Raw genomic sequence first — 18,988 nt, 5'->3', positions numbered from 1 at the left:
GCCACCGCACGGTGGGTGGCGTACCCGGTGCACGGTGCACGGTGCCCGTGGGTCACTCGGCGTGTGCGCCGGGCCCGTCGAGGCGGCCGGTCTCTTGTTGACGAAAAGTCAGCAAGTTCGACCGACTGTCTTGACGGTGCACGTACACGGCCCTACAACGTAGTCAGCGCCCCGGGCCCCCACCGCCCGGAGAGCCGTGAAAGGTCGTCTTCTCGATCCCCCCATCACCGAGGAAGAGGCTTTCCCATGCGCATCCGCACCCGTTTCGCCGCGCCCACCGCCGCCGCCGTCGCCGTCCTCGCCCTGACCGCGCCGGGAGCCGGGGCCGCCGACGCAGGCGCTCCCGGGCCCGTCGCCGCCTCGTCGGTGCTGACCGCCGGCGGGGCCGCCGTCGCCGCGGGCGACGCGCTCGCCGCGCCACTCGCCGCCGGCAGCCGCGCCACCTTCTACTCGACCGCGACCAGCACCACCGGCGTCACCTGCGCCACCTCCCAGCTCTCGGCCAGCGTCCAGGGCAACCCGGCCGCGCCCGGCACCGCGACCGCGTCCCTGACCGGGCTGGTCTTCGGCTCCTGCACGAGCAACGTCACCGGCGTCACCTCGGTCCGCAGCCTGACGGTCGGCGGGTTCCCCTTCGGCGTCGCCCTGAGCGACGCACCCGGCCTGCCGGTCACCCTCACCGGGCCGATCCAGGCCACCGCCGTGCTCAACACCTGGTTCGGCACCATCACCTGCAGCTACCAGCTCAGCGGCGCCTTCACCGGGAACGCCGACAACGCGGCCCACAGCCTGGCCTTCCGCACCGAGCACTTCGCCAAGAGCGGCGGATCCTCGCTCTGCCCCGGTGACGGCTACTTCTCCGCCGCCTACGGCCCCGTCACCGACACCAGTCGGCCCGGCAGCCCGGCGATCGACGTCAACTGACCGCTCGCCCGGCCGGCGGACCGCGGAGTTCAGGGCTCCCGCGGTGCCCGGCCGGGCCGGCCCCCTCCGGTGGGCCCGCGGGTCAGGGCCCGTCCGGCAGGCGGTCGAGGAGCCAGTCGCACAGCTCCCCGGTGATCGTGGTGTGCCCGGTGTTCTCCGAGGAGCAGACGAACTCGTCGAAGTCGCTCCCGTCCGGGGCGAGCGCGCCGATGTCGGCGTAGAGGTCCTGGTTGTCGTCGAGGTCGCGGATCGACACGGCGCTGACGGCGGGCACGAAGCAGACGTGCTCGTGGCGCAGGTCCACCGCGGCGCCGAGCTTCCGCAGGGCGTCGGCGAGGATCCCGTAGGAGCGCAGGGTGCCGCCGGGGGCGCCGTCCAGTTCCGGGAACCCGTCGGTGGTGACGGTCCGCTCGGCCCGGGGGAAGCGGCGCCTCAACTCGGCGACCACGGTGCCCTCGCCCTGCGCCTGGGCGCGGAAGGTGGTGCCGGGGTAGATCCGGTGCAGGGTCATCGCCACGTCGCCGGGGGTGACGTCCAGGCCGGTGCCGTCGCCCCGGCCGTTGGCGAGCGCGATCCTCCGGGGGATCCGCGGCCAGCCGCCGACGCGCTCCGACTCCGCCAGGAAGGCCGTGCGTTCGGGGGCCACCCCGATCCGGCCGGTCCTCGGGTCGTAGTGGCGCCAGAGCATCTGCCGGGCGGCCGGACTGTCCATCTGCCGGGCGAACCTGTTGAACGCGGCGGGCACCGGGATGAAGTGGGCGAAGGCCTGCAGGCCGACCGGCACGACGGCGCCGCGGTGCGGGCTGTCGTAGGAGAAGTACAGGGCCGTCCGGTGGTCCACGCCCTCGTGCTCCAGGCGGGCGAGCGCGTGGCGGGTGACGAGGCCGCCCATGCTGAAGCCGCCCACCGTCAGCGCGCCGTCGCCGAGCGACTCGGCGCAGGCGCGGCGGATGCAGGCGGCCGCGGCCCGGGCGTTGTCGAGGAGGGAGGCGGAGCGCTCCTCGAAGCCGAGCAGGACGACGTCCCGGCCGCCGCGGCGCAGCCGGGAGAGGAGCGGGTAGTCGCGGTCGAGCCCCGCGTAGAGCCATCTGAGGTCGCTGCGGCCGAGGTTGAAGCCGTCCGCCATGATCACGGGCCGGGTCAGGACGCTGCGGCCCTCGGCGTGGAAGACGTGGGCGAAGCCGTCGGGGAGGAGCCACTCGTCGTCGGGCGGGGGCACCGGGTGGGGGACCGGGGCCGGGGCCCCGCCGGTGAGCGGCGCCGCCACGGTGACGTCGCCGACGCCCTGCTCCGCCTGCTCGTCCTGGTCGGACACGGTGCCTCCTGCACGGCCGCGCGGGCCGCGGCAGGCCGCGGGGCGCGGGCTGGGGGCCGCGTCCCGCGCGGGTGCCAGGAGCATCATTGGGCGGCGGCGCCGCGCGGACCGGCTCCCGCGCGAACCGTTAGCCCCAAAGGCGCAGTCGGGAGCCCGGGAGCCGGGGAGCCGGTCCGCACCGGCGCGGGCGAGACCGTCAGCCGATCAGGCCGAGGCGCGGGCCGCCCCGTGCGTGCAGGCGGCGCAGGAACGCGAGCACGCCGGCGGAGCCGCCGGCCCAGGTGGCGCTGGCCCCGGTCAGTCCGGCGTCCGGGAAGACCGGGCGGGACGGCGGGCCGCCGGAGCGGCTCAGGATGATCGCGGTGACGGTCTCGGCGGCGGTCCAGAACTCCTCCGCCGTCCGGTCGTCGCAGGCCAGGGCGACGTCGACCATCAGCTCGCCGACGCCGGCCAGCCCGCAGCACTGGTTGACCAGGGGCATCCGGGGGGCCACGGCCGCACAGGTGCGGGCGGCCTGCCGGGCGAGCGCCAGGTGGCCGGGTTCGCCGAGCCGGTCGGCGGACCGGACGAGCACCGAACCGATCCCGGCCAGGCCGCGGCACCAGGAGCCGTAGCGGCGGGTCGCCCCCGGGGCGGCCGCGGCGGCGATGAGGCCGGGGACGGCGGCCGCGAGGTCCGCGCAGGCCCGGCGGGCCCGGTGGAGGGCGGCGGGGTCGCCGGTCGCGGCGGCGTGTTCCAGCAGGAAGTACGCGACGCCCGCGTCGCCGTGCGCGAGCCCCTGGCGCAGGGCGGCGCTGCCGGGGGTGTCGGCGCCCGCGGGGGTCAGCCGGGCCCGGCCGGACGCCAGCATCCGGTCGCATGCGGTGGCGACGGCGAGGTGCCGTGCGGCGAGCCGGTCGTCGCCGGCGGCACGGGCGTGCCGGGCGAGTAGCAGGCGGCCGGTGCCTATGCCGGCGACGCCCTCGATCTGGTCCGCCTCGGGGAGTCCGCCGTCCGGTCCGTGGGTGGGCAGCGGCGGGTGGGGTTCGGGGTGGCCCGCGGCGCCGGCCCGGCCGGTCGTGCCTGCCGGGCCCGCCTCGGCGAGGAAGAGTGCCACGCCGGTGCGGCCCGAGTAGAAGGCGGGGGACAGGCTCCGGGACTGCCCGGCCGTCCAGCGCGCCAGGGCGTCGACGGACGCGCGCACGCCGGGCCGGTGCAGGTGCCGGAGGAGTTCCAGGCCGAGGCCGGAGGCTCCGCCGTACACGTCGACCGGGGTGGGCACGGCCGCCCGCGCGGCGAGCTCCGGGTCCGCGATCCGGTGGGCCTCCTCGACGCAGTAGGCCGTCGTGTGCGCGAGGACCTCCTCCAGCAGGCCCGCGTCGAAGGGGAGTCGGCCGGGGCCGCCGGCCGCGCGGGGGGCCGCGGGCGCTGCGCGCCGGAGCCGGTCGGCGCCGGCGGTGCGCACGGCCGGGTCGAGGCTGGTCAACTCACCGATCACCGAGCGGATCCACCGGTGGCCGTCGCCGGGCAGCAGCCAGGCCAGGCCGGCCAGGGTGCGCTCCCGGTTGACGGCGGGGTCCCGGTCGACGACCACCGGGTCCATGCCGGTGGCCGCGAAGCAGAGGGTGGTGCCCAGGGCGTAGTAGTCGTCGGCGGGCTCGGCCGGGCCGGTCCGGCGGCGGACCGGGCCGCTGTAGCCGGGGGTCGCGCCGTCCGGGCCGCTGCCGTGGAGGGCACTGATCCCGAAGTCGACCAGGTGGCAGCGGCCGGCGGCGTCGAGCACGACGTTGTCGGGCTTGAGGTCGCGGAACACCACGCCGCGGGCGTGGACGGCGTCGAGGAGTCGCAACAGCCGCCCGGCCAGGTCGGTGAGCGTGCGCGACGGCCCGGTGCCGGCCACCCCGTAGGGGCCGTGCTCGTTGACCTCCCGGCGCAGGTCCCGGTCGCCGCAGCTGGTCGTCACCAGGAACTCGTCGCTGCGGTGGCGGAAGTAGTCGAGCGCGCGCGGCACCCCGTCGACGGCGTCGAGCGCGGCCAGCACCGCGCGTTCGTTGCGCAGCCGGTCGCGGGTGTCCGCCCCGGACTCGTCCTCGGCGACGAAGGCCCGGGCCTGCTTGACCACCACGGGAAGCCCGGTGGTGCGGTCCTCGGCGCGGTAGACGTTGCCCTGCGGCTTGCGGGAGATGCCGCCCGTGACGCGGTAGCGGCCGCCGGCGAAACCGGCAGCCGGCTTCCCGACCTCCCCGGAGGCGGAGGCGGGCGCCGCGTCGGCGGAGGCGGGCGGGACGGAGGCGGGGGCCGCGGGCCCGGACCGGTCCGCGAAGGGGTCCTCGGCCCAGGGCGGGCACCGGTACGAGCCGCCCGCGAGGCCGTCGTAGGCCCGCCCGTCCGGTCCGACCATGACCGATTCGAGGCGGCCGCTGCGACCGGTCCGGTAGTCGCCGGTGAAGGGCCCGTAGCGGTAGTAGACGGGGGAGTCCGGGTCGACGCGCCGGTCGCTGACGATCTGCGGGCCCTCCCGGCCGCGCAGGACGGCGACGAGCTCGTCGGCGAGCGCGACGACGGTGCCGGGCGCCGGGTAGACCGTGATCGCCTTCCCCACCACGCCCGCGCTCGCGGTACCGGAGTTGATCTCGCGCAGGGTCTCCGGGTTCCGGGCCCACTTCGCGTGGCAGACGTGGCGCGCCAGCACCGGCAGGACGAGGCCGGTCACGGCCTCGAGGTCGCCGGGCCGGGCGGAGACGTGCAGTTTCCAGCCGTGGTCCATCGCCGGCATCCGCGGATCGTTCAGGTACGACCAGGTGTCATCGGACCATCCGCTTCGGCCGGCGATGGACTCGGCCACCGTCAGGAGTTGAAGTCGCAGGCGAAACGGGTGGTCGCGGTCACCCACGGGTCGGCGAGACACGCCGTGGCGTCGTGGTCGGCGTTGTGGTCGTCCTCGAACACGATGGCCTCGTCGTCGAGGACCAGCGGACCGGCATCGCGGATCTCTTCGATCATGGCTGCGGGCATGTGACGCCTCCAGGTCTTGTCGTGCGTCCTGCGGAGGCGCGGGTTGCGCCTGCCGCGGACCGCCGGGCCCGATGGGGCCGGAGTCCTGATCCACGAAGGTAGGTAGGAATGATTGGTCTGACAAGGGGTCAGAACCCGTGAACTTCACAGGCCTGCCACATCCGTGGAGGAACGGTGCGCTCGACTCCGGGTCGGCGCGGGCCCGGGGTGGCCGGTAGGGCCGGCGTACCCGCAGGAGGCCCGGGGCGGTGCCCGGACGGTCCGCGCGACACGCCGCGGGCCCGCCGACCGGCATGCCGCGGGCGGCCGCCCGGCCGATCCGCAGGTCACCGGCCGTCGCCGGCCTGCTCCCGCCCCGCTCTGAACCCCGCGGCGGCCCCGGCCCGTTGGAATGGGAATTGAATTGCGGCCGCCGAGATTTTCTCCCCGGTGTTGAACCGGATAGCGGTCGCAATCCGTTGGAATGGGATCGGAATTGCGCCCTCACGGCCGGGGTGTGCGGCCCCGAACGGCATCGTTGACATGGCCGGGCTGATCGCCCAGACTGAATTCCGGAATCGCCGCCGGACCTCCGGATAGCCATCGATTTCGGATCGGGTGAATACGGGGAAAGTGCACCGATGGCCAATGGTGAGTTTGTGGCCCAGTGGACCAGGGCAGGGGGTGAAAAGGATTGATGGCACACAGGAAGAACGTTCGGCACATTGACGGTCGTCCAGCGGCCCGATTCGCGGACGTCAGGTGCTCTGATCGCGCGACCGGAGGGAAATCGCAATGAGCACGAACGCCACCTCGCCCGCCGGCTTATCGACGATCCCGTCGCCGGCGGTGGTGCGATCCACGGTATTACCCGTCATCCGGCGGCAGGTCTCGACGCTGGAACCGTCCCTGGCCCGCGTCTGCGGCTACCACCTCGGCTTCGTCGACGAACACGGTGGGCCCGGCGGCGGCGGGGGCGGCAAGATGACCCGCGCCGCCCTCATGGCGGCGGTGGCGGGCGGCGTCGGCCTGCGGCCGGAGGACGTGCAGGCCCAGGCCGCCGCGGTGGAGCTGCTGCACAGCGCGACGCTGCTCCACGACGACATCGCCGACGGGGACGAGCTGCGCCGAGGCCGCCCGGCCGCGTGGAAGGCCTTCGGCACCGGCCTGGCCATCCACGCCGGGAACGCCCTGCAGGCGCTCGCCCTGCGGATGGTCGTGGACGACCCCGGCCCCGGCGGCACGGAGATCGCCCGATCGTTCGCCGAGGCCACCGGGCTGGTCCACGCGGGCCAGGCCCGTGAACTGACCGTCCGGCCCGGCCCGGGCACCGCCGGCCTCGCGGTGTACGAGCAGGTCGTGCTGGAGAAGGCCTCGGCCCTGCTGGAGTGGTCGCTGCGGACGCCCGCCGTGCGGGCGGGACGGCCGGAGCGGAGCCTCGCCGCCCTGCGCGACGCGGGCCGGCACCTGGGCATCGCCCTGCAGGTCGCCAACGACGTCGAGGACGTCTGGGGCGATCCCGCGGTGACCGGCAAGCCCATCCGCGGGGACATCGCGCGGCGCAACCCGACCTTCCCCGTGCTGGCCGCCCTGTCCGAGGCGAGCCCGGCCGGCGACCGGCTGAGCCGCTTGTGGCACACCGACGGCGCCACCGCGGAGCACCTGCAGGCCATGGCCGACCTCATCGAGGAGGCCGGCGGCCGCGGCGCGGCGGAGCAGCTGTCCCGCCGCCACCTGGAGTCGGCCCTGGAACACCTCGGGCGGGCCGGGCTCTCCCCGGCCGCCACCGCCGAGCTGACCACCCTGTTCGACCGCATCGTCAATCGCGCAGTCTGACCGGCGCCGCCGTGAATCGGCGGCACATGCGAAATCGGAGAATTCATCATGACCACTGTCAACGAGAACTCGGCCCCCGCTGTCGTGCGCTCCGAATTCGAGCGCCGGGCACAGGCCCACTACGAGACCAAGACCCAGGACCCGATCAACCTCCTGCTGGGCAAGGACGACGGTCTCTACCACCACCACTACGCCGTCGGAGGATTCGACAAGTCCGTGCTGGAGGTTCCCGAGCCCGAGCGGGAGGCCGCCATTCTCGGGGAAATGGCCCGAATGGAGAACGAGCAGGTCGAACTCGTCCTGCGCGGGCTGGCCCCGCTCTCCTCCGACGCCAGGGTGATGGACGGCGGATCGGGTCGTGGCGGTACGTCCTTCCTCGTCAACCGGCGTTTCGGGTGCGAGGTGGTCGGGGTGAACTTCTGCGCCCACCACATCGAGTTCGCCGAGCGCCTCGCCGTCGAGAAGCACGACTGCGCCGACAAGGTCTCCTTCCGGTATGCCAACATGTGCGACACCGGCCTTCCCGAAAGCTCGTTCGACGCGGTCTACACCAACGAGACCACCATGTACGTCGACCCGGCGGAGGCCTTCGCGGAGTTCGCCCGGGTGCTGCGCCCCGGTGGCCGGTACGTCTGCGTCACCTGGTGCGCCAACGACGCGGTGTCGACCGACAGCAAGGCCGTGCGGCTCATCGACGAGCACTACGACTGCCACATCAACACCCGCAGCGCCTACTTCAACGCGCTCGCCGCCAACCACCTGGTGCCCTCGCAGGTCTGGGACCTCACCGAGGAGGCCATCCCGTACTGGGAGCTGCGCTCGCACTCCGGCCTGCGCACCGGTGTGGAGCAGCCGTTCCTCGACGCGCACCGGAGCAACGAGCTCAACTACATCGTCGTCGTCGCCGAGTACGCGCCGCCGGCGTAGCGGCAGCCGTCCCCGGACGCGCGCAGGCGCGGCGGACCCACCGCGCGTGACGGCCCCGCACGGCCCCACCCCGCGTGACGGCTCCGCACCGGCCTCGGCGCGACCGCGTCGCTCCGCGGGCCCGACACCGGCGCGCGCCCGCCGCGGCCCCGGCCCCTGGTGGCCGGGGCCCCTGGTGGCCGGGGCCGCGGCTCCGGTCGCCGGCACCACGGGCCGGCCGCGACCGGCGGCACCCGGTGCCGGCTCGACTCCGCCCCGGCTCGACTCCGCCTCGGCTCCGGCGGGAGCCGTCACGAGGCCACGACGACATGGAGGTTGTCAGTGAACACCCCTGCTCAATTGCCCTTCGAGCAGACCCATCTGCTGCACGTCGCGCCAGGCCTGCGCACGCTCCAGTCCCGCGGCGCGGTCCACCGGGTCCGCACCGCCGAGGGGGACGATGCCTGGCTGGTCACCGGTCACGCCGAGGTGCGGCAGCTGCTGGACGACGACCGGCTCGGCCGCTCCCACCCCGACCCGGAGATCGCGGCCCAGGACAGCGGGTCGGTGCTCCTCGCCAACCTGCTGGGCGACTTCGCCACCGACCACACCCGGCTGCGGGCGGTGCTGGAGCCGCCCTTCGCCCCGGAGCGCATGCAGGTGCTGCGGTCCCACGTCGAGACGCTGACCGAGCGCCTGCTCGACGAGCTGGCCGAGCAGGCGCCCTCCGCGGACCTGCGGCTGGCACTGGCCCTGCCGCTGCCGATCCAGGTGATGTGCGCGTGGCTCGGTGTGCCTCACGAGGACAAGGACCGCTTCGGCGCCTGGACCCAGGACGCCGCCAACGTCCAGGACCGGGCCCGCTCCCAGCAGGGGCTGGCCCAGCTGTTCGGCTACTGCCGGAACCTGGTGGCGGAGAAGCGGAAGAGCCCCGGCGACGACGTGATCTCCGCGCTGTGCGTGGCCGAGGGCCTCGACGACCGCGAGGTCATCGGGCTGTCCGCGCTGCTGCTGTTCGGCGGTTACGAGACCACGGTGGCCAGGATCGGCACCGGCGCACTGCTGCTGCTCACCAACCCCGAGCAGCGGCAGAGGCTGCTGGACGACCCCGGCCTCGTCCCGGGCGCGGTGGACGAGATCCTGCGGATGTCGATGCCCAACCCGCACAACGGCGGCATGCCGCGCTTCGCGCGGACGGACCTGGAGGTCGACGGCACGACCATCCGGGCCGGCGAGCTGGTGCTGCTGAACATCATCGCGGCCAACCACGACCGGACGGTCTTCGCCGACCCGGAGCGGGTCGACGTCGCCCGGCCGACCGCGGCCAGCCTCACCTTCGGCCACGGCATGTACCACTGCGTCGGTGCGCCGCTGGCCCGGATGCAGCTGCAGGTGGCGCTCGCCCGGCTCATCGAGCGGTTCCCGACCATGCGCCTGGCCGTCGACGTGGCGGAGCTGAGGCTGCGTCACGACACGCTGACCGGCGGGCTGGTCGAGCTCCCGGTGACGTGGTGACCAGCGCCCCGGCGGCGGTGCGCCCCGCCAGAGCCCCGGGTCTCTGCGCGCGCCTGGTCGGGAGGAGTCCCGAGCCGCTGCGCGCCTACCTCCTCCTGATGCGTCTGCACGCACCCACCGGTGTCGTGCTGTACCTGCTGCCCGGGCTGTGGAGCCTCTCCCTCGCCTCCGGGCGGCGGCCGGACCTCCTGGCGGTGGCACTCCTCGCGGTCGCGGCCGTTCTGGTGCGCGGTGCGAGCTGCGCGGTCAACGACGTCGTCGACCGGGACATCGACGCCAAGGTCGCCCGCACGGCGTCGCGTCCGGTCGCGGCGGGGACGATCGGCGTCGGCAGGGCGCTGCTGTTCTCCGCCGCGCAGGCCGCGGCCTCGCTGGCCGTCCTGGCGCTGGTGAACGGCGCCACGGCCCTGGTCGTGGCGGCCTCCTACCCGCTGCTCGTCGCGTACCCCTACACGAAGCGCGTGTTCCCGTGGCCCTCGGCCTGGCTGGCGCTGGTGATCAACGCCTACGTGCTGGCCGGGTGGACGGCGGTGACCGGGCGGCTCGACTTCCCGCCGGCCGTGTTCGGCCTCTACGCCTGCGGGTTCTTCTGGACCCTGTTCCACGACACGGTCTACTCCCACCAGGACAAGGAGTACGACCGGAGCATCGGCGTCAGGTCCTCCGCCCTGATGTTCGGCGAGTCCAGCAAGGCCTGGCTGGCCGTGTTCATCGCGCTGAGCGTCGCCGGCGCGCTCTGGGCCGGAGCCGAGGCGGGGACGGGCTGGGCCTACCACGGGCTCGTCGTGCTCGCCGGGCTGCTGCTGGCCCACCAGGTCGTCCGGGTGGACCTGGACGATCCGGCGTCCTGCTGGGACACCTTCGTCACCAACCGCTACTTCGGCTGGATCGTCCTCGCGGCGACGATCGCCGGACAGTTCACCTGACCGGGGGGATACGCATGACGGATTCGATGTGGCAGGGCGCCGGCGTCGACCTGGACGCCTACCTGGCCCGCGTGGGGTACCGGGCCGACGTGGCCCCCGACCTCGCCACGCTGCGCGGCCTGCATGCCGCGCACGTCGAGGCGATCACCTTCGAGAACCTCGACGTGCTGCTCGGGCGGCCGGTGCCGCTGGACCTGGACAGCGTCCAGGAGAAGATCGTGCGGCGCGGCCGCGGCGGCCTCTGCATGGAACAGGTCGTCCTGGCGGCGGCGGTGCTGGACCGGATCGGGTTCACCTTCTCGGCGCTCGCGACGAGGTCCCGGATCCGCACCGGGCACAAGACCGGCCCCGCCGTCCACGTCGCCCTGTGCGTCGAGCTGGACGGCGAACGCTGGCTCCACGACGTGAGCTTCGGCGGCTACGGGCTGTACGAGCCGATCCGCCTCGTCGACACCTCGACGCTGGACGGCGACTGGCCGTTCGACCTGGTGCGGGAGCCGAACGGCGAGCACGTCCTGCGGTTCCTGCGGCCCGAGGGCCCGTCGGAGCTCTACGGCTTCACCACGGACGCGCGCTACCCGGCGGACTTCGAGGTGCTCAACCACTTCTGTCTCAGCCACCCGCGCTCACCGTTCAACAAGCGGCTGATCCTCCAGCGCACGCGGCCCGCGGTGCGGCACGTCCTCCTCGGCAGCACCCTCACGGAGCTGCGGCCCGGCAAGCCGGCGACCTCCCGCGAGCTGGACCAGGACGAGCTGCTCGCCGCTCCCGCGGAGGTCTTCGGACTCACCCTGGACCCGGCCGACGTGCAGTCCCTCAAGGCGCTGGAGGGCCCGGCGGCGGCCGGCCGCCCCTGACCCGGACCGAGCGGAGCCCCCTGACCCGGACCGAGCGTCCCTCCGGCCCGTCCGCGGGCCGGGGGCGCGATCTTAAGGACCACCATGGATGAGATGCCGAACGACGCGGAATCCGGAGCGTTCTCCCTGGCGGAACGGCTGCGGTCGCTCCCGGGGCACGATCCGGAGGACGCGGTGGAGAACGCCGTCCTCAGCAGGCTGGCCGACAACTGGGACCGCCGCGCCACCGTCCGGCGGCGCGGCGAGACCCTGGACGACGTGTTCGAGCCCGACCGGCCGGACTTCCCGGTGGCGCTGCTGCCCTTCCGGGACCACCCCACCTACCTCGGGCTCGACGACGAGCTCAAGTCCCGGATCCTGGCGTGGGGTTGGGTGGCGTTCAACAAGAACGTCATGGACATCGAGCAGTGCGTCGTCAACCCCGGGTTCGCCCTGATCGCCAAGGGCGCCTTCGCGACGGGCCTGGACGACGCCATGGTCCTCGCGGTGACGCAGGCCATGGTCGACGAGCAGTACCACACGCTGATGCACCTGAACGCCAGCGCCGTGACGCGCCGCCGGCGCGGCTGGCGGATGCCCGAGTCCGCGCTCCCGCTCGGCCACAAGACGCGCCGGCACGCCCACCGGCTCGCCACCGCCGGGACACCCCGGAAGCAGGCACTGGTCTCGCTCGCCTTCACCACGGTCGCGGAGATCTCGATCAACGCCCACCTGGACCTGATCGCCGAGGACCACGAGATCCAGCCGGTCAACCGCCTGACGGCCGTCCTGCACAACCGTGACGAGTACTGCCACGCCTCGATCACGGACACCGTCGTCCAGGAGGTGTGGAAGCGCCTGGACGCCGGGGAGCGCGACTACTTCCTGACCGCGATGGCCGAGGGGATGGAGGCCTTCGCCGCCCACGACTTCACCACCTGGGCGAGGGTCCTGGACCTGCTCGGGGTGGAGGGACGGGAAGGGATGCTCCGGGACGTCAGGAGCGCCGCTGGCGCCGGCCGGCTGCTCCAGGACTTCAGCGGGCTGCGCACCCTGTGCGAGGAGCTGGACGTCCTCGACTCCGTCCCCTTCGACTTCTCGACGGTGCGGACCGGGGCCCCGTAGGGCCCGTCCGGAACGACCGCGCGCCCCCTCTTCCGCCTCCGACGATCACCTGGTGTCAGCCCATGCGCGTCCTGCTCATCGACAACTACGATTCCTACACCTACAACCTGTACCAGCTCCTCGCGGAGGTGTACGGCATCGCGCCCGTCGTCGTACGGAACGACGCCTCCGCGTGGGACCACCTCGATCCGGACGGCTTCGACGCCGCGGTCATCTCGCCCGGGCCCGGCCACCCGGCCGTCCCCCGTGACTTCGGGCGCTCCCGCGACGTCCTGGAGCACACCCGGCTGCCGGTGCTGGGAGTCTGCCTCGGGCACCAGGGGATGGGACTCCTCTCGGCCGCGCGGGTCGTCCCGGCCCCGCAGCCCCGGCACGGGTACCTGTCCACGATCCGGCACAGCGGCGACGGTCTCTTCGCCGGCATCCCGCAGGACTTCACGGCCGTGCGCTACCACTCGCTGAGCATCGCCGAACCCGCGCCCGACCACCTGCGGATCACCGCGCGCGCCGAGGACGGCGTGGTGATGGGCCTGGCCCACCGGGACCGGCCCTGGTGGGGGGTGCAGTTCCACCCCGAGTCGATCTGCACGGAGTACGGGGCCCGCCTCGTGGCGAACTTCCGCGACCTGGCGCTCGGCCGGGCCGCCGCCACCGCCGTCGGCGCAGCCCCTGCCCCCGCCGTCGGCGCGGCCACCCGCGTCGTCGACCCGCCCGCGCGCGTCGCGCCGACGGCCGCGCCCGCCGCCCGACTCCGGATGCAGGTCGGCGTCCTGGAACGGGCCGTCGACACCGAGGCCGCCTTCCTGACCCTGTACGGCGCCGGCGAACGCGCCTTCTGGCTCGACAGCTCGCACGTCGAACCCGGCCTGGCCCGGTTCTCCTTCCTCGGCTCCGCCGACGCGCCCGGGGCCGAGCTGCTCAGCTACCGGGTGGAGGACGGCCACGTCCGGGTGGAACCCGCGGGAGGCGCCCCCCGCACCGAGAGCGGCACTATCTTCGACGCCCTCGACCGGCGCACCGGCCGCGTCGTCGACGGCGCCGAGGAGCTGCCCTTCGACTTCGCCGGTGGCTACGTCGGCTACTTCGGCTACGAGTTGAAGGCCGACCTCGGTGCCGAACGCGCCCACCGGGCGGCCACCCCGGACGCGGTGTGGCTGCAGGCCGACCGCTTCGTCGCCGTGGACCACGCCGAGGACCGCACCTACGTCGTCGCCGTCCACGGCCCGCAGGGGTCGGCCGCCGCCCGGGAGTGGATCGGCACCGCCGCCGCCGCCCTGGGCGCCCTGCCCGCGGCGCAGCCGGACGCGACCCCGCGGCCCCGCGCCGAGGACCACGACGCGTCGAGGCGGCTGGTCCGCCCGCGCACCCGGTACCTGGCCGACATCCGCGAGTGCGACCGGCGGCTGAGGGAGGGCGTGAGCTACGAGATCTGCCTCACCAACAAGCTCCGGCTGCCCGCGCCGGCCAACGACCTCGCCTACTACCGGCGCCTGCGCCGGCTCAACCCCGCCCCGTACGCCGCGTTCCTGCGCCTCGGCGAGGTCACCGTCCTCAGCTCCTCACCCGAGCGGTTCCTCAAGGTGGACGCCGCCCGCACGGTGGAGACCAAGCCGATCAAGGGCACGGCGCCCCGCCACCCGGACCCGCGCACCGACGACGAGCGGCGCCGCTCCCTGCAGATGGACCCCAAGACGCGCGCCGAGAACCTGATGATCGTGGACCTGCTCCGCAACGACCTCGGGCGGATCTGCGAGATCGGCAGCGTCGACGTCCCGGCGCTGATGGTGACGGAGTCGTACGCCACCGTGCACCAGCTGGTCTCCACCGTCACCGGGGAGCTGCGCGGAGGTACCTCCGCCGTGGACGCCGTCCGGGCCTGCTTCCCCGGCGGATCCATGACCGGAGCGCCGAAGCTGCGCACCATGGAGATCATCGACGCCCTGGAGGGGGAGGCCCGCGGGGTCTACTCCGGCGCCCTCGGGTTCCTCGGGTACACCGGGACCACCGACCTCAGCATCACCATCCGCACCGCCGTCAGCCACGATGGCGAGCTGACGATCGGTGCGGGCGGCGCCATCGTGCTCGACTCCGACCCCGTCGCGGAGTACGAGGAGATGCTGCTCAAGGCCGAGGCGACCCTGCGGGCCCTGCCGAAGGCGAGGGTCCCCGGCTCCTGACCGCCGGGCCCGGGACACGGGCGGCCCGGCGGGGACCGGAGCGGGACGCACGCCGCGCCTCTCAGCAAATCCTCAGGCCCCGACGGCGAGGCTCACGGCATGCAGCAGCAACGGGCGCGACGGCGACGGAGTGGAACGGGCGGCACGGCACGGGGCGCTCCGCCGGCGCTCCGACGGGCGGCCGCCGCGGTCCTCGCGGTGGCCGCGCTGCTGGCGGTGGCGGTCGCGGCCAGGACGGTGGCCGCCGAACCGAGGCCGCGGAAGACCTTCTGCCGGCACCTCGCGGAGTCGGCGCACTGGCGGTCGGCGATGCCCAGGTGCCGCCGCGCCCCCGGGCCGCCGCCCGGGCGGCCGGCGCGGGCCTCATCGAATCCTCAGGATCGGGCTGGGATGCTCGTGGAGGTCGACGGCGGCGCCCTCCTGATCCCCCACGGAGAGGGCGCCGCCTCGGCGTTCCCCGCCGGCGCCCCGGCTACCGGTGCGGGGCGGTGGTGAGCGCGGAGCGGGGACGGCCGCCGGAGGCTCCGCCCCAGGTCACGGCTATCCTGACCGGCATGCGAGTGCTGGTGGTGGAGGACGACGAGGACCTGCGGTTCGCCGTGGCCGCAGCCCTGCGCGGCAGCGGCCTGGCCGTCGACGAGGCCGCGGACCTGCCCGCCGCCGACGAGGCGCTGTTCGTCACCGCCTACGACTGCGTCGTCCTCGACCGGATGCTTCCGGCCGGCGACTCCGCGGACTACGTGCGCCGGATGCGGGCCGACGGCCGGACGGTACCGGTGCTCTTCCTGACCGCCCGGGACACCGTCGCCGACCGGGTCGAGGGCTTCGCGACCGGCGGGGACGACTACCTGGTCAAGCCCTTCGCCGTGCCCGAACTGGTGGCGCGGGTACGGAACCTGTGCCGGCGCACCGCCGTCGCCCGCCCGCCCGTGGTCCGCTGCGGGGACCTGGAGATCGACACGGCCCGCCGCACGGTGCACCGCGGCGGCGTGCTGCTCTCGCTCACCACCAAGGAGTTCGCCGTCCTGGAGACCCTCGCCACCCGGCCCGGCCAGGCGGTGCGGCGCACGGACCTCGTCGAGCGGTGCTGGGACGAGCTGACCGAGCCCAACTCCAACGTGGTCGAGGTGCTGATCTCCCAGCTGCGCCGCAAGCTCGGCGACCCGCCGGTGATCCACACCGCGCGGGGCGTCGGGTACCGGCTGGAGGCGGAGGCGTGAGACCGGACCGGGCCGGCGGCGCTCCGGTCCGGCGCCGCCGGCTCCGCCCCGGCCCGGCCGACCGGCCGCCGCCGACCCCGGCCGGCCGGATCCGCCGGCTGCGGCGGCGCATCGCCCTGCTCTTCGCCCTCGTCAGCGCGCTCGGCCTGATCGGCATGACCGTCATCGCCGTGCACGCGGACGACGCCTCCTGGCGCTCGCAGGTCGACGCCGATCTCAAGCTCCGGACCAGCGAGTTCGCCGCCGACCTGCACTACGACGAGCAGGGCGCCGTGGAGTACCCCGACCCCCGGGAGGGCGCGTACGACTGCCCGCCGGTGACGGTGTTCACCGGCTCCGGCGGGAACCTGACCCCGGCGGCCTCCCCGCACCGGCCCTGCCTCACGGTGCCCGCCGCCGCCCTCCAGGCGGCCGCCACCGGGGCCGGCCGCGAGGGGGACCTCGTGCTGACCACCGTCACGGCCCCGGACGGTCACCCGCTGCGGCTGTCCGCCCAGCCGTTCGGCGGCCCCGCGGTGGAGGCCGCGGACGTCGTCGTGGTCACCGCCGTCGACGTCGCCAAGAACGTCGAGGACCACGACCGGATGACCCTGCTGCTCACCGCCGTCTGCGCCGTCCTGGTGGCCGTCTCCGCACTCGCCGGGCGCTGGCTCGCCGGGCGGGCCGTCCGACCGGCGCTGGCCGCGATCGAGCAGCAGGAGGCGTTCTTCGCGGACGCCGCCCACGACCTGCGCACCCCCGTCGCCTCGCTGCGGCTGCTCGCCGAGACCGGCCTGCGCGGCGAGGCCGAGAGCACCGAGATCATGCGCCGCACGCTGCGCCAGTCCACCCGGATGAGCGAACTGGTCGACGACCTGCTGACCCGCGCCCGGCTGATGGCCGGCGCCGTCCCGCTGGACCGCGAGCCGCTGCGGCTCGACCAGCTCGTGGACGCCGTCGTCGCCGACACCTCGGCGGACGGTCACCGGGTGGCCGTCCGGGCCGAGCCGGTGGTCGTGCTCGCCGACGCCGGACTGCTGCGCCGCGCCGTCGCCAACCTGCTGGGCAACGCGCTCGCCCACGGCCACGCCCCGGGCGAGCCGGCGGACGTCGAGATCACCGTCGGCGCGGACGGCACCGTCGCCGTCGACGACGCGGGGCCGGGCATCCCGCCCGAGCTGGCGAAGTCGCTGTTCGAGCGCTTCCGCAGCGGCGCCGGGTCGAGCGGGCTGGGCCTGTCCATCGCCGCCTGGGTGGCGCACGCCCACGGCGGCTCGCTCACCGTGGCGCGCGGCGCCCGGGGCGGGGCCCGGTTCCTGCTGCACGTCCCCGTCCAGAAGCGGCCCTGAGCCCGGGCACCGCGCGGCGTCGGGCCCGTACGCCCGGGGGCCGGTCCGTGGTGCGTCCGGGCGCCGGCCGTCCTCACCAGAACCTCAGGTCACCTCGGCCATGCTCCTGTCCCGTACCGAGAACCCGCGACAGGACGGACGACAGAACAGTGCACGGATCCGACCGGCGCCCCCGCACCCCGGAGCCTCCGACGACCGCCGTCCGCCTCGGCGCCCTGGCCGTGGCCCTGACCGCGCTGGCCGCCACCGCGCTCGTCGGCTGCGAACCGGCCCCGCCCGGTGCGCCGGGCGCGGCCGTCGCCGCGGTCCAGCCGCCGCCCGCCGCCGATCCGGCCGACCAGCCCGCGCTCTGGGCCTTCTACCGGCAGAAGCCGACCTGGACGGCCTGCGGCGACCTGCAGTGCGCCACCCTGAGCGTCCCGATGGACTACGCCCGGCCGCAGGACGGCAGGACCTTCACCCTGCCGCTGATCCGCGCCGTCGCCACCGACCCGGCCCGGCGCACCGGCTCACTGGTCTTCAACCCCGGCGGCCCCGGCGGCTCGGGCGTGCAGCACCTGAGCTCGGGCGGGCTGGACTCCTTCGGCCCGGCGGCCCGGGCGCACTTCGACATCGTCGGCTTCGACCCCCGCGGCGTCGCTGGCAGCCGGCCCGCCGTGGACTGCACCGGCCCCGACGACGCGCCCGAGCAGGGCCAGGGCGCCGCGGACGCGCCCGCCGTGCCGCTCTACCCGCGCACCGACGCCGAACGCCGGGCCGCGCTCGCGGACGCCGACCGCAGCACCGCGGCCTGCGCCTCCCGCAGCGGCCCGATCCTGCCGCACGTCGGCACCCTGGACGCCGCCCGGGACCTCGACGTGCTCCGGGCCGCCCTCGGCGACGAGCGGCTGACCTACCTCGGCTGGTCCTACGGCACCTACCTGGGCACCGTCTACGCCGAGCAGTTCCCGCGCCGGGTCCGCGCCCTGGTGCTCGACGGCGCCGTGGACCCGTCCCTGGACTGGCGGCAGCGGATCCTCAGCCAGGGCCGGGGGTTCCGCAAGGCCGTCGACGACTACGCCGAGAACTGCTCGGTGGTCGTGAAGAAGGCGTGCCCCGAGGCGACGCCGGACGGCATCCGCCGACTGGTCGAGGAGCTGTTCGCCAAGGCGGCCGGCCACGCCCTGCGCGTCAAGGGCAGCTCCGAACCCCTCGACGAGTCCGTCCTGCTGGCCGCCATCACCCTGTCGATGTACTCGCCCGAGTCCCAGTGGCAGGAGCTCTCCGAGGCGCTGACCGCCGCCCGCGCGGGCGACGGCGCCAAGCTCGCCGCGATCGCCGGGCAGGACGCCCCGGCGGAGGACGGGGGCACCGACGGCGCCGGGGACGCCGTGGCCGCAGGCGGGGCCGGAGAGCCGGCGGGGGAGCAGCCCCGCGACAACGGCGCCGACGTCCTGAGCGCCGTCAACTGCCTCGACGTGCCCCACCCCACCGACCCCCAGGCGTACTGGGACCTCCTCGACGAGGCCTACCGCGACTCCGGCGTCCACGGCGCCTCCGTGGTGCTCGCCGACCTCGGCTGCCGCACCTGGCCGGCCGGTTCGCAGCAGCCGCACCGGGTCTCGGCCGAGGGACTGCCGCCGGTCCTGGTCGTCGGTACCACCGGCGACGCCCCGACCCCCTACGCGGAGGCGCAGAGCCTCGCCGCCCAACTGCCCGGCGGCATGCTGCTCACCAACCGGGGCCTGGGCCACACCGCCTACGGGCGCGGCAACCAGTGCGTCACCGACGCCGTGGACGGCTACCTCGTGGACCTCCGGCCGGTCCCCGCCGGGACGGCCTGCTGACGGCCCGCCCGGCTCACCCGGCCGGTGCGCCGGGCCCGCCGGACCGTCACCCGGATCCGACCTCCGCCCGCCCCGACCGCC

14 protein-coding genes are annotated in these 18,988 nt (G+C 74.8%); 11 read left to right on the top strand and 3 right to left on the bottom strand.

The features are described from left to right. Window positions 1-246 precede the first annotated feature (246 nt). Window positions 247-924, top strand: coding sequence for a Tat pathway signal sequence domain protein (locus ACIRS1_RS30945; RefSeq protein ID WP_402845425.1), 678 nt, complete (start codon window positions 247-249; stop codon window positions 922-924). Window positions 925-1,006: 82 nt separating this feature from the next. On the opposite strand, the gene ACIRS1_RS30940 is transcribed toward ACIRS1_RS30945, so the two are convergent. The 3 genes from ACIRS1_RS30940 to ACIRS1_RS30930 form a co-directional block, all read right to left on the bottom strand. Further along, the gene (locus ACIRS1_RS30940; protein WP_402845423.1) at window positions 1,007-2,239 is read right to left on the bottom strand and encodes a hypothetical protein; all 1,233 of its coding nucleotides are present in this window, start codon (window positions 2,237-2,239) and stop codon (window positions 1,007-1,009) included. Window positions 2,240-2,435: 196 nt separating this feature from the next. Then, window positions 2,436-4,994: a class IV lanthionine synthetase LanL gene (gene lanL / locus ACIRS1_RS30935; protein WP_402845421.1), complete on the bottom strand. Its 2,559-nt coding sequence runs from the start codon at window positions 4,992-4,994 to the stop codon at window positions 2,436-2,438. A gap of 71 nt (window positions 4,995-5,065) precedes the next feature. Then, window positions 5,066-5,233: an SflA family class IV lanthipeptide gene (locus ACIRS1_RS30930; RefSeq protein ID WP_360220044.1), complete on the bottom strand. Its 168-nt coding sequence runs from the start codon at window positions 5,231-5,233 to the stop codon at window positions 5,066-5,068. Window positions 5,234-6,061: 828 nt separating this feature from the next. On the opposite strand from ACIRS1_RS30930, the gene ACIRS1_RS30925 reads away from it, so the two are divergent. The 10 genes from ACIRS1_RS30925 (at window position 6,062) to ACIRS1_RS30880 (ending at window position 18,907) form a co-directional block, all read left to right on the top strand. Further along, complete coding sequence (locus ACIRS1_RS30925; RefSeq protein WP_402845420.1) at window positions 6,062-7,048, top strand: polyprenyl synthetase family protein; 987 nt, start codon at window positions 6,062-6,064, stop codon at window positions 7,046-7,048. Window positions 7,049-7,096: 48 nt separating this feature from the next. Further along, a complete protein-coding gene (locus ACIRS1_RS30920) occupies window positions 7,097-7,975 on the top strand; it encodes an SAM-dependent methyltransferase (RefSeq protein WP_402845418.1) in 879 nt (292 codons plus the stop codon). A gap of 321 nt (window positions 7,976-8,296) precedes the next feature. Continuing rightward, on the top strand, window positions 8,297-9,469 hold the full coding sequence (locus tag ACIRS1_RS30915; protein WP_402845416.1) for a cytochrome P450: 1,173 nt from the start codon (window positions 8,297-8,299) through the stop codon (window positions 9,467-9,469). A 98-nt stretch (window positions 9,470-9,567) separates the two neighbouring features. Beyond that, window positions 9,568-10,395: a 4-hydroxybenzoate octaprenyltransferase gene (locus ACIRS1_RS30910; RefSeq protein ID WP_402845414.1), complete on the top strand. Its 828-nt coding sequence runs from the start codon at window positions 9,568-9,570 to the stop codon at window positions 10,393-10,395. 14 nt (window positions 10,396-10,409) lie between these two features. Further along, window positions 10,410-11,252 (top strand): arylamine N-acetyltransferase, encoded by an 843-nt coding sequence (locus ACIRS1_RS30905; RefSeq protein WP_402845412.1) that lies wholly within the window; start codon window positions 10,410-10,412, stop codon window positions 11,250-11,252. Window positions 11,253-11,336: 84 nt separating this feature from the next. Next, window positions 11,337-12,356, top strand: coding sequence for a diiron oxygenase (locus tag ACIRS1_RS30900; protein WP_402845410.1), 1,020 nt, complete (start codon window positions 11,337-11,339; stop codon window positions 12,354-12,356). 62 nt (window positions 12,357-12,418) lie between these two features. Further along, window positions 12,419-14,533, top strand: coding sequence for an aminodeoxychorismate synthase component I (pabB, locus tag ACIRS1_RS30895; protein WP_402845409.1), 2,115 nt, complete (start codon window positions 12,419-12,421; stop codon window positions 14,531-14,533). A gap of 554 nt (window positions 14,534-15,087) precedes the next feature. After that, window positions 15,088-15,753 carry a response regulator transcription factor gene (locus ACIRS1_RS30890; protein WP_387898971.1) on the top strand — a complete coding sequence of 222 codons (666 nt, stop codon included), beginning with the start codon at window positions 15,088-15,090 and terminating at the stop codon, window positions 15,751-15,753. After that, window positions 15,750-17,081 carry a sensor histidine kinase gene (locus ACIRS1_RS30885; protein WP_402845407.1) on the top strand — a complete coding sequence of 444 codons (1,332 nt, stop codon included), beginning with the start codon at window positions 15,750-15,752 and terminating at the stop codon, window positions 17,079-17,081. Before ACIRS1_RS30890 ends, ACIRS1_RS30885 begins: the two co-directional genes overlap by 4 nt. Before the next feature lie 149 nt (window positions 17,082-17,230). Continuing rightward, entirely contained in the window at window positions 17,231-18,907 is a 1,677-nt protein-coding gene (locus ACIRS1_RS30880; protein WP_402845405.1) for an alpha/beta hydrolase, read from the top strand. Window positions 18,908-18,988 lie beyond the last annotated feature (81 nt).

The organism is Kitasatospora sp. NPDC101176 (genome assembly GCF_044768035.1).
Classification (GTDB): Bacteria; Actinomycetota; Actinomycetes; order Streptomycetales; family Streptomycetaceae; genus Kitasatospora.
This window is presented reverse-complemented; position numbering and strand designations above follow the sequence as displayed.